This window comes from Lysinibacillus sp. PWR01, assembly GCF_043359455.1.
Taxonomy (GTDB): domain Bacteria; phylum Bacillota; class Bacilli; order Bacillales_A; family Planococcaceae; genus Lysinibacillus; species Lysinibacillus fusiformis_F.
In genome coordinates this window covers 1-16,137 of sequence record NZ_JBHERJ010000086.1, presented here as the reverse complement: position 1 = coordinate 16,137, position 16,137 = coordinate 1, and the positions used below count along the sequence as shown (strand labels likewise).

Annotated in this window: 14 protein-coding genes, 16 tRNA genes, 1 rRNA gene and 1 pseudogene; 26 read left to right on the top strand and 6 right to left on the bottom strand. The window is 36.8% G+C overall.

Translation table 11 applies throughout. The features are described 5' to 3' along the window. The first annotated feature begins 62 nt into the window (after window positions 1-62). The 17 genes from rrf (at window position 63) to ACEVFT_RS19190 (ending at window position 1,687) form a co-directional block, all read left to right on the top strand. Window positions 63-178 (top strand): 5S ribosomal RNA (gene rrf / locus ACEVFT_RS19270). Between the two features lie 16 nt (window positions 179-194). Continuing rightward, window positions 195-271 (top strand) — tRNA-Asn (locus ACEVFT_RS19265). A gap of 5 nt (window positions 272-276) precedes the next feature. After that, window positions 277-368, top strand: a tRNA-Ser gene (locus ACEVFT_RS19260). Between the two features lie 24 nt (window positions 369-392). After that, a tRNA-Glu gene (locus ACEVFT_RS19255) sits at window positions 393-467 on the top strand. A gap of 15 nt (window positions 468-482) precedes the next feature. Then, window positions 483-558: transfer RNA gene (locus ACEVFT_RS19250), tRNA-Val, on the top strand. Between the two features lie 29 nt (window positions 559-587). After that, a tRNA-Met gene (locus ACEVFT_RS19245) sits at window positions 588-662 on the top strand. Between the two features lie 3 nt (window positions 663-665). Beyond that, window positions 666-741, top strand: a tRNA-Asp gene (locus tag ACEVFT_RS19240). Between the two features lie 16 nt (window positions 742-757). Next, window positions 758-830, top strand: a tRNA-Phe gene (locus ACEVFT_RS19235). A gap of 12 nt (window positions 831-842) precedes the next feature. Then, window positions 843-918: transfer RNA gene (locus ACEVFT_RS19230), tRNA-Thr, on the top strand. A 9-nt stretch (window positions 919-927) separates the two neighbouring features. After that, window positions 928-1,011: transfer RNA gene (locus tag ACEVFT_RS19225), tRNA-Tyr, on the top strand. Window positions 1,012-1,024: 13 nt separating this feature from the next. After that, window positions 1,025-1,098, top strand: a tRNA-Trp gene (locus ACEVFT_RS19220). A 13-nt stretch (window positions 1,099-1,111) separates the two neighbouring features. Continuing rightward, window positions 1,112-1,187: transfer RNA gene (locus tag ACEVFT_RS19215), tRNA-His, on the top strand. Window positions 1,188-1,226: 39 nt separating this feature from the next. After that, window positions 1,227-1,302: transfer RNA gene (locus ACEVFT_RS19210), tRNA-His, on the top strand. Window positions 1,303-1,321: 19 nt separating this feature from the next. Continuing rightward, a tRNA-Gln gene (locus ACEVFT_RS19205) sits at window positions 1,322-1,396 on the top strand. A 6-nt stretch (window positions 1,397-1,402) separates the two neighbouring features. After that, window positions 1,403-1,477, top strand: a tRNA-Gly gene (locus ACEVFT_RS19200). An 8-nt stretch (window positions 1,478-1,485) separates the two neighbouring features. Beyond that, window positions 1,486-1,559: transfer RNA gene (locus ACEVFT_RS19195), tRNA-Cys, on the top strand. Window positions 1,560-1,606: 47 nt separating this feature from the next. After that, window positions 1,607-1,687 (top strand) — tRNA-Leu (locus tag ACEVFT_RS19190). Window positions 1,688-2,018: 331 nt separating this feature from the next. On the opposite strand, the gene ACEVFT_RS19185 is transcribed toward ACEVFT_RS19190, so the two are convergent. From ACEVFT_RS19185 to ACEVFT_RS19175, 3 genes are all read right to left on the bottom strand, one after another. Next, window positions 2,019-2,267, bottom strand: a complete 249-nt coding sequence (locus ACEVFT_RS19185) for a hypothetical protein (protein WP_393951026.1) — start codon at window positions 2,265-2,267, stop codon at window positions 2,019-2,021. 108 nt (window positions 2,268-2,375) lie between these two features. Continuing rightward, window positions 2,376-2,909: a DUF6241 domain-containing protein gene (locus ACEVFT_RS19180; RefSeq protein WP_393951025.1), complete on the bottom strand. Its 534-nt coding sequence runs from the start codon at window positions 2,907-2,909 to the stop codon at window positions 2,376-2,378. Between the two features lie 465 nt (window positions 2,910-3,374). After that, window positions 3,375-4,196 carry a DUF2785 domain-containing protein gene (locus ACEVFT_RS19175; protein WP_393951024.1) on the bottom strand — a complete coding sequence of 274 codons (822 nt, stop codon included), beginning with the start codon at window positions 4,194-4,196 and terminating at the stop codon, window positions 3,375-3,377. Between the two features lie 941 nt (window positions 4,197-5,137). On the opposite strand from ACEVFT_RS19175, the gene ACEVFT_RS19170 reads away from it, so the two are divergent. The 3 genes from ACEVFT_RS19170 to ACEVFT_RS19160 all read left to right on the top strand — a co-directional run bounded on the left by ACEVFT_RS19170 (window position 5,138) and on the right by ACEVFT_RS19160 (window position 7,721). Continuing rightward, entirely contained in the window at window positions 5,138-5,485 is a 348-nt protein-coding gene (locus ACEVFT_RS19170; protein ID WP_342533447.1) for a hypothetical protein, read from the top strand. 327 nt (window positions 5,486-5,812) lie between these two features. Beyond that, a complete protein-coding gene (locus tag ACEVFT_RS19165) occupies window positions 5,813-6,181 on the top strand; it encodes a BlaI/MecI/CopY family transcriptional regulator (protein WP_342441598.1) in 369 nt (122 codons plus the stop codon). A gap of 1 nt (window position 6,182) precedes the next feature. Beyond that, entirely contained in the window at window positions 6,183-7,721 is a 1,539-nt protein-coding gene (locus ACEVFT_RS19160) for a M56 family metallopeptidase (protein ID WP_342533446.1), read from the top strand. 299 nt (window positions 7,722-8,020) lie between these two features. On the opposite strand, the pseudogene ACEVFT_RS19155 reads toward ACEVFT_RS19160, so the two are convergent. Next, window positions 8,021-8,287 (bottom strand): annotated as a pseudogene (locus tag ACEVFT_RS19155) (DnaA N-terminal domain-containing protein); the annotation flags it as partial. A gap of 610 nt (window positions 8,288-8,897) precedes the next feature. Here ACEVFT_RS19155 and ACEVFT_RS19150 point away from each other — a divergent pair. The 3 genes from ACEVFT_RS19150 to ACEVFT_RS19140 all read left to right on the top strand — a co-directional run bounded on the left by ACEVFT_RS19150 (window position 8,898) and on the right by ACEVFT_RS19140 (window position 11,809). After that, window positions 8,898-9,929 carry an ABC transporter permease gene (locus tag ACEVFT_RS19150; RefSeq protein WP_393951023.1) on the top strand — a complete coding sequence of 344 codons (1,032 nt, stop codon included), beginning with the start codon at window positions 8,898-8,900 and terminating at the stop codon, window positions 9,927-9,929. A 2-nt stretch (window positions 9,930-9,931) separates the two neighbouring features. Then, window positions 9,932-10,621, top strand: a complete 690-nt coding sequence (locus ACEVFT_RS19145; protein WP_393951022.1) for an ABC transporter ATP-binding protein — start codon at window positions 9,932-9,934, stop codon at window positions 10,619-10,621. Window positions 10,622-10,720: 99 nt separating this feature from the next. After that, window positions 10,721-11,809, top strand: coding sequence for an S-layer homology domain-containing protein (locus ACEVFT_RS19140; protein WP_342533442.1), 1,089 nt, complete (start codon window positions 10,721-10,723; stop codon window positions 11,807-11,809). Between the two features lie 38 nt (window positions 11,810-11,847). On the opposite strand, the gene ACEVFT_RS19135 is transcribed toward ACEVFT_RS19140, so the two are convergent. Next, complete coding sequence (locus ACEVFT_RS19135; RefSeq protein ID WP_342441592.1) at window positions 11,848-12,594, bottom strand: arylamine N-acetyltransferase family protein; 747 nt, start codon at window positions 12,592-12,594, stop codon at window positions 11,848-11,850. A gap of 187 nt (window positions 12,595-12,781) precedes the next feature. Here ACEVFT_RS19135 and nagB point away from each other — a divergent pair, with 187 nt between their 5' ends. Continuing rightward, window positions 12,782-13,495: a glucosamine-6-phosphate deaminase gene (nagB, locus tag ACEVFT_RS19130; RefSeq protein ID WP_393951021.1), complete on the top strand. Its 714-nt coding sequence runs from the start codon at window positions 12,782-12,784 to the stop codon at window positions 13,493-13,495. 20 nt (window positions 13,496-13,515) lie between these two features. On the opposite strand, the gene ACEVFT_RS19125 is transcribed toward nagB, so the two are convergent. Further along, window positions 13,516-14,310 (bottom strand): DMT family transporter, encoded by a 795-nt coding sequence (locus ACEVFT_RS19125; protein ID WP_393951020.1) that lies wholly within the window; start codon window positions 14,308-14,310, stop codon window positions 13,516-13,518. 224 nt (window positions 14,311-14,534) lie between these two features. On the opposite strand from ACEVFT_RS19125, the gene ACEVFT_RS19120 reads away from it, so the two are divergent. Next, the gene (locus ACEVFT_RS19120) at window positions 14,535-15,440 is read left to right on the top strand and encodes a S66 peptidase family protein (protein ID WP_393951019.1); all 906 of its coding nucleotides are present in this window, start codon (window positions 14,535-14,537) and stop codon (window positions 15,438-15,440) included. Between the two features lie 15 nt (window positions 15,441-15,455). Beyond that, window positions 15,456-15,857 (top strand): cytidine deaminase, encoded by a 402-nt coding sequence (locus ACEVFT_RS19115; protein ID WP_342441588.1) that lies wholly within the window; start codon window positions 15,456-15,458, stop codon window positions 15,855-15,857. Window positions 15,858-16,137 lie beyond the last annotated feature (280 nt).

The window sequence follows — 16,137 nt, the reverse complement described above, 5'->3', positions numbered from 1 at the left end:
ATATTATAATATACTTGTAATTTTTATAAGATATGTTATAATAAGTATTGTCTTTCAAATAGTCTAGTGATGATGGCAAAGAGGTCACACCCGTTCCCATACCGAACACGGAAGTTAAGCTCTTTAGCGCCGATGGTAGTTGGGGGCTTCCCCCTGTGAGAGTAGGACGTCGCTAGGCTATATACTAAAATTATTCCGAAGTAGCTCAGTTGGTAGTAGCACCTGACTGTTAATCAGGTTGTCGCAGGTTCGAGTCCTGCCTTCGGAGCCATTCTTGGAGAGTTGTCCGAGTGGCCGAAGGAGCACGATTGGAAATCGTGTAGGCGGTTAACACTGTCTCAAGGGTTCAAATCCCTTACTCTCCGCCAGCACTTTGATTTGTTCCAATAGTTGGCCCCTTGGTCAAGTGGTTAAGACACCGCCCTTTCACGGCGGTAACACGGGTTCGAATCCCGTAGGGGTCACCATTTAAATACCCAGATGGAGGATTAGCTCAGCTGGGAGAGCATCTGCCTTACAAGCAGAGGGTCGGCGGTTCGAGCCCGTCATCCTCCACCATTATTTTTTACAATAGTATATATCATTATCGCGGGGTGGAGCAGTGGTAGCTCGTCGGGCTCATAACCCGAAGGTCGTTGGTTCAAATCCGGCCCCCGCAACCAAATGGTCCCGTGGTGTAGCGGTTAACATGCCTGCCTGTCACGCAGGAGATCGCCGGTTCGATCCCGGTCGGGACCGCCATTTATTTTAATAACATGGGTCAGTAGCTCAGTTGGTAGAGCATTAGATTGAAGCTCTAAGTGTCGGCGGTTCGATTCCGTCCTGACCCATCATGTTTTTTTGCCGGTGTAGCTCAGTTGGTAGAGCAACTGACTTGTAATCAGTAGGTCGTGGGTTCGACTCCTATCGCCGGCACCATGTATTCCCGGAGGGGTAGCGAAGTGGCTAAACGCGGCGGACTGTAAATCCGCTCCTTAGGGTTCGGCGGTTCGAATCCGTCCCCCTCCACCAGTTTTAATCTAATAGGGGCATAGTTTAACGGTAGAATAGAGGTCTCCAAAACCTTTGATGTGGGTTCGATTCCTACTGCCCCTGCCAATTTAATTTTATGGCGGTTGTGGCGAAGTGGTTAACGCACCTGATTGTGGTTCAGGCATTCGTGGGTTCGATTCCCATCAGTCGCCCCATTTAATTTTAAATTAGAATAATACCAAATAGTAATTATGGCGGTTGTGGCGAAGTGGTTAACGCACCTGATTGTGGTTCAGGCATTCGTGGGTTCGATTCCCATCAGTCGCCCCATTTTTATCTAATTATCTTTTGGGGTATAGCCAAGCGGTAAGGCAACGGATTTTGATTCCGTCATGCCCTGGTTCGAATCCAGGTACCCCAGCCATTTTTTGCGGAAGTAGTTCAGTGGTAGAACACCACCTTGCCAAGGTGGGGGTCGCGAGTTCGAACCTCGTCTTCCGCTCCAAGTATGATGGCGGCATAGCCAAGTGGTAAGGCACAGGTCTGCAACACCTTTATCACCGGTTCAAATCCGGTTGCCGCCTCCATATTTTAACTGCTAATCGGTTTATCCGATTTTTTTTATCTCCATTATGCCGGTGTGGCGGAATTGGCAGACGCGCACGACTCAAAATCGTGTTCCTTTGGAGTGTCGGTTCGACCCCGACCACCGGTATCTAAAACTAGCAATAGAATGCTACGTATCAAGGCTTCACACTTAATTGTGTGGAGTCTTTTTTATTTTCCTTTACTCTACACAAAATCAATTCAAATAGTGTGCGGAGGTAGTGTAACAGAGCCTTTGTATGCAACAATTGCTGTTAATATCCCGACTCCGATAGTTGTTACACTTGATATAATTGCTACTATTACATCTGTACTCATTCAATATTTCGCCTCCTACATACAACGTACAACATTGGCATTGATTTTCCAATAGAATAATAGGGAATATTAACCCAAAAGAAAAAACGTCACTACGGTTAAGTAAATGACGTTTTGTGATGTTATTGATCTCGTGATTTATTTGTGGTCAATTCTATTAAGTCTTGAATAAACTCAGGAGTCTCAACGGATGTAAAAACTAGAAAATGGTTGTCGCGCTTGTTTCTTATTGTATGGGAAAGGTCGTGGCCTAATTTTATCAATTCAATCGCCAAACTCTTTTTGTACACGTTCTTCAATCCATAGGCTTTTGCGTTCAAAGTGATATTTAAGTGATAAAGTTCTTTGTCTGTTAGCGGTCTTTCTTCCATATATAAAACCCTCCGCCGATAATTTATTTGTATCTTAGTAATTGGTGGATTTTAGTAATTAGTATTATGATAATAAATTGAAAAATAGCAGACAAATAGAAAATTTCCTTATTTTTTATTTTCGAAATATTCTTTTATATAATACCCTTCCTCCTCTGGCGTTGACAAACGAGTTGCTTTTCCTGGGGCTTCTTCACCTCCGCCTTGTTGTAATTTCCAAATTTTATTATGGTCGTCAACGGCGTTTGAAAAATCACCTTTCGACCATCTTTCCAATATTGGAATGTAAAGATCGTTATGTTCATAATCGTTCATTTTACATACAGCCAACAATCGGTCAACTTTTTCTTGTGTTATTTGCTCGTGACCCCATTGAGCACCAGATTGAACCTTTTGGTGAGACATGCTGTGAATGGCTTCATTTACTTTGTCTTCTATTAAGTTGTCAGGATAAAGCAATTCTTCTTTTGTTTTACTTTCGAGAATTACTCCGTCACTTTCAACAACAATTGTTTTTGTTGCTTCATGAGCAGGTTGAGCAGGTTTTTCTATTTGATTTGTGAATTGAGTGTAAGCAAAAGCGACACCGATGATGGCTGCTATTACAATGACAATAGTAGCCGATTTTGTTTTTCTTTTCATTTTATTAACTCCTCATTGTAATTTGTATCATTATGTAATTATGTATTGGTTTATATTATGTAATTAGGTTAATAATAACAGATTATTATAATTCAACGGGATTGATTAAGGGAAGGGAAGCAAAACAAAAAAAGTCCATGTTTATTTTTCAAACATGAGCTTTCTTAATAAAATTTAATTTGGACATTGTAAGGCGTTAATTGTTCTTCTACTGATACATTTCTATAAAAGTATCGGTTGCCAATTGATCGTTTCCTTCAATGGTTTCTTTTAGAAGATGTGCATAAGTTCTCATTGTTGTTTCAATGTCTTCATGACTTAAGCGTCTACTTATGTATTCCCCGCAAATCAAATTTTCTGTGAAAAGTGTGAAGTAAAAATGTCCCCTGAAGGCTATTGTTTGCCTGTTACCACATTTGAAGTGGAGACGGACAAGTGCGGGTGCTTTCCCCTCATTTATTTTAATTAGGAATAGTATACTTTTTCTACTTTATATAATGTTTGCTCGATAGTCGAGCAGAGAACGGCATCTACTTTGTAAAATTTAACTCGAAAGTATAAACTTTTTAAAAAGTTCTTTATATTATTTTTTTGCTTAAAGGCAGGGAGAAATTCTGAATTTTTCTCCACATCACCAAAACTTTGAATCCATTGCTCTACATGAGTCTGACTAAGTATTTTTCTATTTAATACACTAATTATGCATTTTACCATTCTTTCATCTTCCCCATCGGAGTAAATTCGATCTGTTATGGTCATCTTTTCGTAAACCAAATCGAGGATAGTTAAGAGGTCACTTTTATCCAGTTCGGAACATTGAGCCAAATCATCTAAAGCATCTGCTGCATGGGCTATAGCATGAGCCCAGCCTTTTTCTTCGTCATACCCACGGTAATCTCGCTCTTCTTGTACATTGTAAAATACTTTCTCTTTTATTTGATGAATTTGCTCTCTTGAGAGAAATGGTGATTCTCTATGCCTCGTGAAGAGGAGCGGTATGACTAGCATGGAGAAAGATCGAGTGAAGACAGAGTCTGTATTTGTTTCACCAAGCTTAAAAAGCAGATGGTTTTTATCCAAAACAACTGGTAGAAGTTGTTCTAGTTGGTTTGCTGTTAGAGAATTATCAGGAATCCAATGTGATAAGGTCGTATAAATTAGCTCATCACGTAGTTGGGCATCCAAAGAACCGATGTTATTTATCATTTCTAGTATCAACTGGAATGTATCGGGGGGTGCCTGGTATCCATTTTCTTTTATTAATATCAACTTTTCTTTTAAATTCATTTTACACGCTCCTAATAGAAATTTTCTGAACTAACTTTTTCAAGGGTTTCTACTGATTATACGGCTTCTTCCCTTACGATGAGGTACAGATAGGATCAGAGACAATCCGCAATAGCAGAAAGGAATAAATTATTTCCAAGCGGTTTATTTCCTCATAAAATCCATAAAATTCCTCCTCCTTCGATTGTATTTTATACGATAACTTACTATCTAAAAAACTTTCCCACCCGATTTTAGGATAAAGAACCCATATAATAATATTAAAAATTTTCATTGTAAGTTAATGGTTAGATAGTTATCATTTGTATGTTAAATTAAATTAATACAAAGTGCAATAACTAATGGAATTTAAATTTTGGGCGTGAACTTCTACTGAAGTAATAATTACAATCGATCTAATAAGAAAAGACAATATTCAGGAAATATTATCGTTGTCACCTACACAGCAAGGACTACTCTTTAAATATCAGATGGATCCTAAATCGAGCGAATACATGGAACAGGTTGTCCTAAAAATTAAAGGAGATATAACTGATAAAGAGATTGAAAGAGTATGGCATTACTTGATTAGCGCTTTGAAGAAAGAGTGAGAGATTGTACTACCATATTAAATGAAATACGGGATAATGAGCTGAAAAAAGGGATTGATTTAGCAATGGAGAAATAAAAAGCAAAACACAAAGAGGAGAAAGTTTAGCGGAATGTCTCAGCAAGAATTAGCAGAGAGCAACATGTACTGGGATTATGACTAGTCCCAATGCAGAGTATACATGTGGAGAAATCTGGACTAAGCGAAATTGTCGATAAAGCATTTATAAAATCATGATATAATGAAATGGAAGGATAATGAATTCATTCCCTAATATTACATAAATCTGTGGTGGAGGGAAATTTATGATTAGAATTAAAAAGATCATAATTCTTTTGAAAGGGTGATCATAATGAAAACAATTTATATTTATCCAAAATTAGCAATGGGATTTAGGGGATTTGCAACAGGTTTAGATAGAGAAGGATTCTTTTTGAAGAAAAGGTCAACGAGGCTAAAAAAAAGTATAGACAATTCATTGAAAGAGAATAATTTGAGTTTTAATGTAGAAGTTACTCATGGGTTTGAATCTCCAGAGGAATTATTAGAAAATGATGGCGTTTTGGTTTTGATTTCTCCATACTTAAAAAGTTTACTTGGTCACATTGATTTTTCTAAAAGTGGATACTATCTTTTATCAGAGGCAGAATATAATTCTGAAAATATTGATAACATCTTAAAGTATATAAAAACGCTATAAGAGTAAAAGAAAACTATTGAAATGCTAAAAAATCCAGTTTAGCTATTAGAAATATATGTAAAACAAGAATGTTTATATTAGCATTCTTGTTTTTTTTGTGTGATACAACCAATTTTATAATAAAAGGAAAAGTAGTAGATAAGGAATGATTCAATTTCAGACGGGAACAGGGAAGTTAAACTCGAAAGATTATGTCATCGAGGAGCTTTTCAACTTATTAACTACTCCAGTTCATTCACATAATTTTAGTAAAATTTGATAACCGTTTAAGACAGATGTATTATATAATTAAGACAATTGACTTAAATGGAAAAGGGGTGAGTATATATGAAAAAATTGCCTGAAGCAGAATTTGAGATTATGAAGATAGTTTGGGAAAGTAATCCTCCAATTACTACAGGTATCATAATGCACGAAATAGGAAATGAGAAAGGTTGGAAAATCCAAACCGTAGTATCTCTTATGAAAAGATTAACTGAACGTGGATTTCTTCGCAGTGAGAAAAAAGCTAAGGAGAGATTTTATTACCCTACAGTAGAAAAAGATGCCTATCTAAGTTTTGAAACAGAACAATTTATGAAGCTCTATCATAAAAATTCCTTTATGAATTTAGTAGGTACACTCTATAAATCCGATACTATTTCTAATGAAGATTTAGCTTCGTTAATTAAATGGGTGGAAGAAAAGAGGGATTAATATGCACAGTATCATGGTAGGTTTATTCTTTAAATCAGTAGTTATGTCCTTTATTGGACTACTCTTTATGGCTGTAACGCCTTTCCTTTTAAAACGATACAGTGCTAGGTGGCTTTATTATGGCTGGCTTGCTATCCTTGCAGGTTTTATTTTACCATTTACAATCAATAGATCGACCCCAGTTATCAATCTATCAGAATCGGTGCAAGTACCATCTAAAGAACCTATTCCGACTAACAGTAGTCACATAACGCTTGTGTCCTCATCCGTAGATACAGTGACAGCACTTTCTGTTTGGCAGATAGTGATGATCATTTGGATTTTAGGAATCGTTGTATTTTTGGCAGTTCATCTTGTAAAACATTATCGATTTATGTACATGGTGAAAAGATGGGGGCAAACGATATCTGAACCAAAAACCCTTCATTTGCTTGAAAAAGTTAAAAGCGAAATGAATATCACGAAGGAAATCACATTGAAAGCATGTAGCTGTATCCATTCCCCCATGTTAGTGGGATTTACTAAAGATACTATCTGGCTACCTAATAATGCTTATCGAGAAGAAGAACTAACCTTGATATTGAAGCATGAGTTAGTTCATTTAAAACGGAAGGATTTATGGTATAAAGCTTTTGTATTGCTGATTAGTAGTATTCATTGGTTCAATCCATTGTTCTATCTATTCGCTAAAGAACTGGACAACCTTTGTGAACAGGCTTGTGATGAGGAAATAGTAAAAAATACTGACCTCCAACTTAGAAAAACGTATAGTCAGACGATACTACATGCCGAGAAATTAAAAAGAGGTGAGGGTGTTTTTTCTACAAATTTTCTAGGAGGTACACAAATTCTAAAAAAGAGAATACTCTCCATTATGGATATGAGTAAGAAGAAATCAGGAATCGTTGTGATGGCACTATTAATTTTATTTACAACAGGTGGAATGGCTGTCAGTTCAGCATTTGCTATTTCCAGTAAGCCATTGAACTATTTAGACGAAACATTTATGAAGGAATCCATTTTAACTGGTGCATCAAGAGGCTACTTTGCAACAGACAAATTTATTATTTACCCAAAGAATATGAGTGATAGAAAAACGGTGCCACCTGAGCCTACTATAAACAAAGAGCTCTATCGAGATGTGTTTTCAGCGGGTGTTATTGGAACTGAAGCAAGATACCAATACCCAATTGAAATTGTGCATAAACAGAATGGACAAAAATATACAACGGTAATTCATATTGAATATGACTATGAGCTACTAGCACCTGTTGAATATGATGAGCTCAATACCCTTATCGAAGCTTATTTGTTGCCATTTAATGAGTTAAAGGCTATACCCTATGCAGATTTCATCGCACCGAATTACCTAGAAAATAGATTGAAGGACTATATGCGAGATATTGATACACAGAATACAGACGCACGAGTGGAATTCACATTTCGTTTTGGTGGTTGGGTAACGAACAATGATCATCTGCCTTTCCCAAGCCAGGATTCTATAGGTACTACACCACGATATATGAAGTCTACACCATAGAAATCGTGTTGTAGTCTTCTTCTTACAAAGAAGATAACGTTTTACTTCATTTGCATGGGATTTATAGATTTCACTTAAAATCTGATTAGATATCTATTCCATTATTTATATTTACATGCTTTTATATAGAATGAAAACGAGATTCGTTACAGGAAATACCGAAATATTCCTATAAAATGAAAAAGTAAATTATGTATGGATTTTCCAGCACATAATATACTTTTTATTTGCTTAGCATCACTACACATCTTCATTTAACTTTAAAAGTGTTCTCTTTATGAATTCGTCACTGAAACAGGGAAGTCATCCGAGTCCAAGTTTTTTTGAACAATAAATTCGACAAGCAAGTCTTCACCTGTGATCTCCTTTAATACTACTTTAAACAAATGGATATAATGATTATCGAGCCAATCACGAGCAAACACATTTGGCGCACTAATACTCAAAGTTGACCCATTATATGAAAATAGTTTAGTAGATTTCATCCACGTTTCGAAGCTTGGTTTAGAAACCCTTTGTTCAATTTGAGCCAGGACAGTGTTCCATAGTTCTTCTAAACTATTAATCTCTAATACTACGTTTTTCAAGTTTTCATCTGGCATTTGTTTATTTACTTGTTTTTTCGTTGTAGGTTTAGGTTCGCTCATTGTTGGAATAATTGTGTTCATACACAGTTTTCCTAGTTCGCCAGCAATGTAACTGAGGTTTTCATCCATTTCATCAAAACGTTTGTCCAATTTATCTAGGCGTTGATTTATCTTTTGTTGTTCTTGCTTTATTTCTCGTAACAATTCAATCATAATTTTTTCTGTTTCGTTTTCCAATTTAGTTCACCTCCAGTTCTATAATATCACTTAAATCTGTAAGTAAAATTGTTTAGTTTTACTCATGTTAGAATATTAAATTGGAGATTTATGGCCACTTAGAAGGTATGACTAGCTTAAGAAAAAGGCTGAGAGGAAGCAAATCAGTGGCTATTAAAGAATAAGCGCCTAAGTAAATTTCTGAACAAAATAATACAATGAGCTATTTTTTAAAACGATCCCTCTAAAGGATAATAAATGCCCTTTAAAGAGCGGTTTTTTTATATTATCCCTACATTTTAACGATTAGTTCATGCTCTGTTCATTTAACAATTTTAAGCTATGAGTAATCAAAGAAATGGAGGGGTTAGTGATGAATCTTGCCTGGAAAGAAATGAAGAAGAATAAAGTACGGTTTTTAATCTTGGGCTCCATTATCTTCCTAGTTAGTTTTTTAACGTTTATTATCTCGGGATTAGCAAATGGTCTGTCACAGGATAATGCAGCTTTAATTAAGGATTTACCGAAGGGACAATTTTATATGGCTGAGGATGCAGATGGGACGTTTAATCTTTCAAGAATCGATAGCAATCTGCAGCAGGAAGTTATTAGTCAAGAAAAAGAGGCAGTAGCTTTTTCGATACAGATGGGCTTTTTAAACGATCAGGATGATAAACAGCAAAGTGTTGCCTTTGTCACATCTACGGAATCAACGCTATTTAGCAATGTGCATCAAGGTGAGGTACTTTTGGATAGCTCGCTGCAAGATAAAGGAATTCGAGTTGGAGATATATTAACGAATAATCAATACAGTGGAAAATTCATTGTAAAAGGTTTTGTAGAGCAAAAGAAATATAGCCATGCTCCTGTCGCTTATATTAGTGAAGAGGCTTATGAGGAGATGTATCGAGTAAATGATAAGCAGTTAATTTATGTACCAAATAGCGAGCCGAAAGATTTTAAGGGGCTACAAGCATATAGCAATAAAGAATTTCTCAATACAATTCCTAGTTATAGTGCGGAACAGTTATCTTTAAATATGATTATATGGTTCTTAGTTGTGATTAGTGGGATGTTGTTTGCTATTTTCTTCTATATGATGAATGTCCAAAAAATTGGCTTGTATGGCATCTTAAAAGCGATTGGTTTAAAGACAAGCAAGTTATTTAAAATGATCTGGACACAGATGGCTATTATTACAGTCTTCTCACTTGTGGTATCTGTCATCCTTAGTCAACTATTTAATATTGTTGCTCCTAAGGGAATGCCTTTTACCTTATCAATAGGTACTACAACACAGTTATCCATTGTGTTTCTTATCATTGGCTTTATCGGAGCTACATTGTCAGGAATGCAAATTAAAAAAATTGAACCGTTACAGGCTATACAGCAAGGGGAGGCTTAATCATGACGTTATTTGAAATTGATGAAGTACGAAAAACGTTTAAGAATGGTGAAGTCGAGGAGGAGATCTTAAAGGGCATCAATCTTTCTTTACAGGAAGGAGAGATTACAGCATTGGTAGGTGCATCTGGCTCGGGGAAAAGTACATTATTAACGATAGCTGCAGGACTACAACCAGCAACAGATGGGCAAGTGCTATTTGAAGAACAAAATCTAACAACGATGAGCGCTGAACAAGTACGAAAATTACGTGCAAGTAAATTCGGCTTTGTCTTTCAGTTTGCACATCTCGTCCCATTTTTGACAGTTGAGGAACAATTGCTATTAATGCTAGATGTTGCTGAATCTCCATTAAAAAAGAATGAACAAAAACATGAAGTCAATCGCCTATTGCAATTAGTTGGAATGGCTCATCGTAAAACCGCTTATCCATCCTCCTTGTCAGGTGGAGAGAAGCAACGCGTAGCAATCGCACGTGCTATTATTCATCAACCGAAAGTATTGTTTGCTGATGAACCAACGGCTAGTTTAGATTCCCAGCGCTCCAAGGAAATTATGTTGCTGCTAAAAGAATTAACCAAAACATTAAATATTACAACATTAATGGTGACACACGATGAGGAAATGCTTGCTTACACTGATCGTATTATTAAAATGAGCGATGGTGTCGTGTTACCAAATACTATGTACTAATAGGAATGACCACAATCATATAATAAATGGTTGTGGTATTTTTGTTTGAAGAGTAAGAGATAGCTTAGAAGGGTAATGAATGGAGGAAGGAGGGAAAACATGAAAAAACCATTGAAACTAGTATTTTTGATCCTAATGACGGTTGCCATATTACCTAAGGAAGCACAAGCGGCAAACTTTATAGATTTAGCAGATGAAACATTATCAACAGAGATAGATTATTTAGTGGAGCAGGATATTATGAAGGGCTATTCAAATAAACTATTCAAACCAAATGAAAATGTTACGAAGGCACAGGTAGCTGTTATATTAACTCGTGCCTTAGGATTAAATACAATCAATATAGAAAATCCAAAATTTCAGGATGTAACAACCACACATAAGTATTATAAAGAAATTGCAGCGGTACAAAATGCGGGGATCTTTGAAGAGGGCCATATATTTAATCCAGATGCAATCATGACAAGAGGACAAATGGCCATTGTGCTACAAAGAGCCTTCCAGCTTAAGGGCTCCGCGCCTGATTACTTTACAGATGTAACAGAACAAACACCAGGATATAAAGAAATTTTAACCCTAGCTTATAATCATTTAGTAAGGGGCTATGAGGACGGTACATTTAAACCAGATGAACCTGTTACACGTGCTCACTTTTCAGCATTTTTAGCACGTGCTATGACGCTATCTAAACCAGATTTGCTAAAAGATCCTGCTTTTATTTATACGTATGCCTATTATTCTTTAAATGATCATCAACGTTATACGTTAAATTATCAATACGATCACCATGACGGTAAAAATGATGTATGGGTAGTCGAAAATTTAAGTACAGAACAAACCTTTCCTAATGAACTGATATACGGCGATGATCGTATATACGGTCAAGCCATTGCTCGTGATGGTAACACACATTATGATTTATATTTGGAGCTACCGCTTAGAATAGGTGTTATATTACATGAGGATGATGCAGGAGTTACGTCAGGTGTACGAGTGACAGTCAAAACGACTAATGGTATTGTTCAAGCTGGAGAAGTGCAATATTCAGGTGTCGTCATTCTAGAAGAAAAATCCATCATTAATGGTACAGTGAAAACCTATTGTTTTGTGGATGGAATAGGTTTAGTGAAAGAGTTACACAATGACATTGTCGTATTTGAGCTGCTTAATCGTACAATGAAAAAGTAAAAAGCAAGCCTACTTTTCGAAGTGGGCTTGCTTTGTTTTTAGTCGTGTAATGTAATATGAAAAAAACGCTGAAGGGCTAGCAACCATTCCTTCTCAGTTTGTGTTGTGTAGGTTGTTAAAGAAGAACCTTCATAGATTCTAAATTCATTGTTCATCATAGTATGACGACCACGAGTGGTGCGAATCATAGCAATTTTATTTTTTTGCTTGGAGAGTCGTGGTGCAAATTTTGCATCATTGGCATCGTCGTGAAAACTATATAGCAAACGCCAACTATGTTTAGTTTGTTCCAACAGCATCCAACCATTCGCTTCATCATAATCTATTTTATATAACTCTTTACCTTCACGATGTTGATAGCCAGCAATCAATGGCACTGGTTTACAGGGCGCTAAGGCACCGACACCTACATCTGAGATATAGAATTGACCACCATCGTTCACTAGCAATAGTTGATGCATGGGGATTTCCTCTGGAGGAGTATTTTCCGTTATGTTGCGCCAAAACTGGGCATAACGATTGGTGACAGAATAGCCAAGCTCCCGCAAAAGCCAGCTGAATAAGATATTTAGTTCAAAACAATTGCCACCACGTTTATCAATAATTATTTTTTGAAATAAATCAGGAATAGCGAAGGAGATACCACGGTTCAAGGCAACATCTAAATTTTCATAGGGAATGGTTAATAGATGTTTAGTTTGTAGTTGTCCAAGTAACTGGATAGATGGCTCTAACGTTCCTTGAAATTGAATATGCTGTAAATAGTGCTGAATCTGTTCATTCATAAAATCGCCTCACTTCCTTATTAATAACATAACCGAAATAGTCTTGGATTACACGCATAAACTGAAGGAGGAAATGATAGAAAAATAGCTAAATAACTAGTAAGATTAATATATTAGCTACTATATAGTGGAATATTTTACATATTAGTTAATAATATTAATGGTAAGGGTAGGTATCGTATAAAGAATGAAATGGATAGAAGTGAATACATATGAGGAAATGAGTGAAGTGGCAGCTAACATTTTCTCGAAGCAAATACAGGAGAAACCTGATAGTGTTTTAGGTTTAGCAACTGGTGGATCACCTGTTGGTATGTATAAGGAATTAGTGACACGACATCAGGCTGGCCGTTTATCTTTTAAGGAAGTACAAACTTTTAACTTGGATGAGTATGTAGGTCTTGAGCAAACAAGTCCAGCAAGTTATTGGACATTTATGCATGAGAATTTATTTAATTTTGTAGATATACAGCCAGAAAATATTCATTTACCAAATGGGAAGGCAACCAATTTAGCTGATGAATGTGCTGCATATGATGAACGCATTGAAGAAGCGGGTGGCATTGATTTACAACTTCTTGGCATTGGTGTTAATGGCCACATCGGTTTTAATGAGCCAGGCACATCGTTTGATTCTAAGACGAATATTGTGGAGTTAACAGAGTCCACAAGAACAGAAAATGCAATTTACTTTGATGATCCGTCTGAAGTGCCAACACATGCGATTACAATGGGCATTCACTCCATAATGAAGGCAAAGGAAATCATCCTCATTGCCTTCGGTGAAAAAAAGATCCCAGCGATTGAAAAATTGAAAAGTGGTCTTATTACAGAAGAATTCCCAGCAAGCCAATTATTAAACCATCCGAATGTTACCATAATTTATGGTGGTACGAATTAGAGAAAATAAGCAAAGACTTCTTAGGATTGAAGTCTTTGCTTGTTTGTTTTTCCTGATAGAATAACCCCCGCAACAACGGCTAGCCCACCTATAAGCTGAAATGAATGCAATTTTTCATCAAGAAAAAGGACGGCAAAAATGGAGGCGAAAACAGGAATGAAATTTAAATAAATACTTGCCTTGTTCGCTCCAAGCTGGATAACACCACTGTTCCAGCAGAGAAAAGCAACGATGGAAGCGAAAATACCAACATATAAAATAGCAGCAATGGTTGACCATTCCCAATGAATTACAGTTGCGCTAGACAGTGTTTCATAGAGAGAAAATGGGAATAACACAATAACCCCAAGTCCAATCGTTACTAGAAAGGTAGATTGCCCTGGTAAACGAGTGGCATATTGTTTAATGAGCAATGAATACACGCTCCAACAAAATACCGCTGCGATCACAATTAAGTCCCCTTTGTTGAAAGTAAAATCTACCATCCTTGTAAAAGAGCCTCCCATTATAATAAAGGCAACTCCACACAGAGATAAAACGGTCCCTATTAACTGAAATTTTGATAGTTTTTCCTTCAAAAAAATAAAAGAAAGTATGTAAATCATTATAGGCGTAGAAGAGTTCATCAACGATGCATTAATGGACGTTGTGTAATGTAATCCAATGTAAACAAGCGTGTTAAATGCTGCAACACCTGTTAACGATAAGATAATGACAATCAGCCAATGTTTTTTCAGTATCCGCCATTCACGCTTTAATTGGCGAAATGCTATGGGAAAAAAGATAATAAATGCGACACCAGCGTAAAAAGGCAAGTGTTAGGGGAGGGATATCTCCGCTAACGGCACGTCCAATAACAAAATTACCACCCCATAAAAGAGTTGCGAGTACTAATAATATATATGGTGGTATTTTCATGAAGTCATAACCCCTTTATTAATTGAATAGTAAAGTTAATTATAGGCAATCAGCGTAGCAATAATCAATGCCTCTGAAGTTTTGCTATGCTAAAATAAGGAAAACAAGAGGAGGAATAACTGTGAAAAGTACCGTACCATGTTTACAAAAGGGAGATTTAGTCGGTGTTGTTGCACTTTCAAGTCTTGTAGAGCCTGAAAAACTAGGAGAAGCAGTAGCCTTTTTAGACGAATTGGGACTTCGTTATATTGTGGGTGATACGATTCATGCAAAACATGAATATTTGGCAGGTAGTGATGAAATCAGACTAGCTGATTTTCATGACATGGTGAAAAACCCAGAAGTGAAAGCAATCTTTTGTGTAAAGGGAGGCTATGGCTCTGCCAGAATAGCTGAAAAAATTGATTATGCCTTAATAGAGGAAAATCCTAAAATTTTCTGGGGCTTTTCTGATGTTACATATTTACATTGTGCCATTAATGAATATGCCAATATGGTGACATTTCATGGACCAATGCTTATGTCAGCTAATAAGATGGATGATTTATCGAAGAAAATGTTTTTACAACTATTTTCCCCTATGGAAATTCAGTATACAGAGGCAATTTCTCTGTTAACAACGATTGCTGGAGGCATTGCACGTGGTGAAATGATTGGAGGGAATCTCTATCGTCTTGTCAGCACACTAGGAACCAAATTTGAAGTGCAAACTGAGGGCAGGATTTTATTAATAGAGGATGTAAATGAAACGATTCCGGTTATTGATTCGATGCTTCAGCATTTAAAACAAGCAAGGAAGTTCGAGCAATTAGCAGGAGTCATCATTGGTTCATTTACACAGACAGGAACTGATGAAGCAGCACTTCATTCATTAATGAAGGAGTATTTTGCAGATTTAGGGATTCCAGTCGTGGCTGGTTTTAAGATCGGACATGAAACAACGAATATTGCGATCCCATTAGGAACAGAGGCTATTTTAGACGCACAGGAAAAGGTGTTGAAGATATTACCAGGCGTGCATGAATGATAGGGAGAGGGAACTATGGATATTGAAAAAGCACTGTATGAAGCTGCGGTTGCACTAGCAGTAAAAAGATATCCCTCCGGATGGGGAGGAGCTGCAGCTTTATATACCGAAGATGGTCGGATTTTAACAAGTGTTGCACCAGAGGTCATTAATGCAGCTACTGAATTATGTATGGAAACGGGTGCCATTCTAGAGGCACACAAATTTAATACAAAGGTTACGCATTCGATTTGTGTTGCTAGGGAAGACGAAACATCTAAATTTGTAGTGCTAACACCCTGTGGAGTCTGTCAGGAAAGACTTTTCTATTGGGGAGAGAATGTAAAGGCAGCGATTACGAATGCAGATGGTGAATTGATATTTAAATCATTAAAGGAAATTCAACCATATCATTGGTATAAGGCATATGAACAATAAAGCAAAAGACATTACAAAAAATGTAATGTCTTTTTTTAGTGTTGAAAAACAAAACAGTCAATTGAAAGGTAGAAATGGATTTCCGTTGCAGGCTACTTGCTTTCCTGTGGGCGAGCGCCGAGCCGCTTCCTCTGCTACCGCTCCGTTTAGAGGCTCGCCTTTCTCGCTATCCCACGGGAGTCAAGTAGCCTTCCACTCCAACCTACAAAAGTGTTACCTTTTTAGCAAAGGTTTTCAAATAAAGTGAAGGTGTTCACTCCTCTTTATGGAGGGGTTGTCA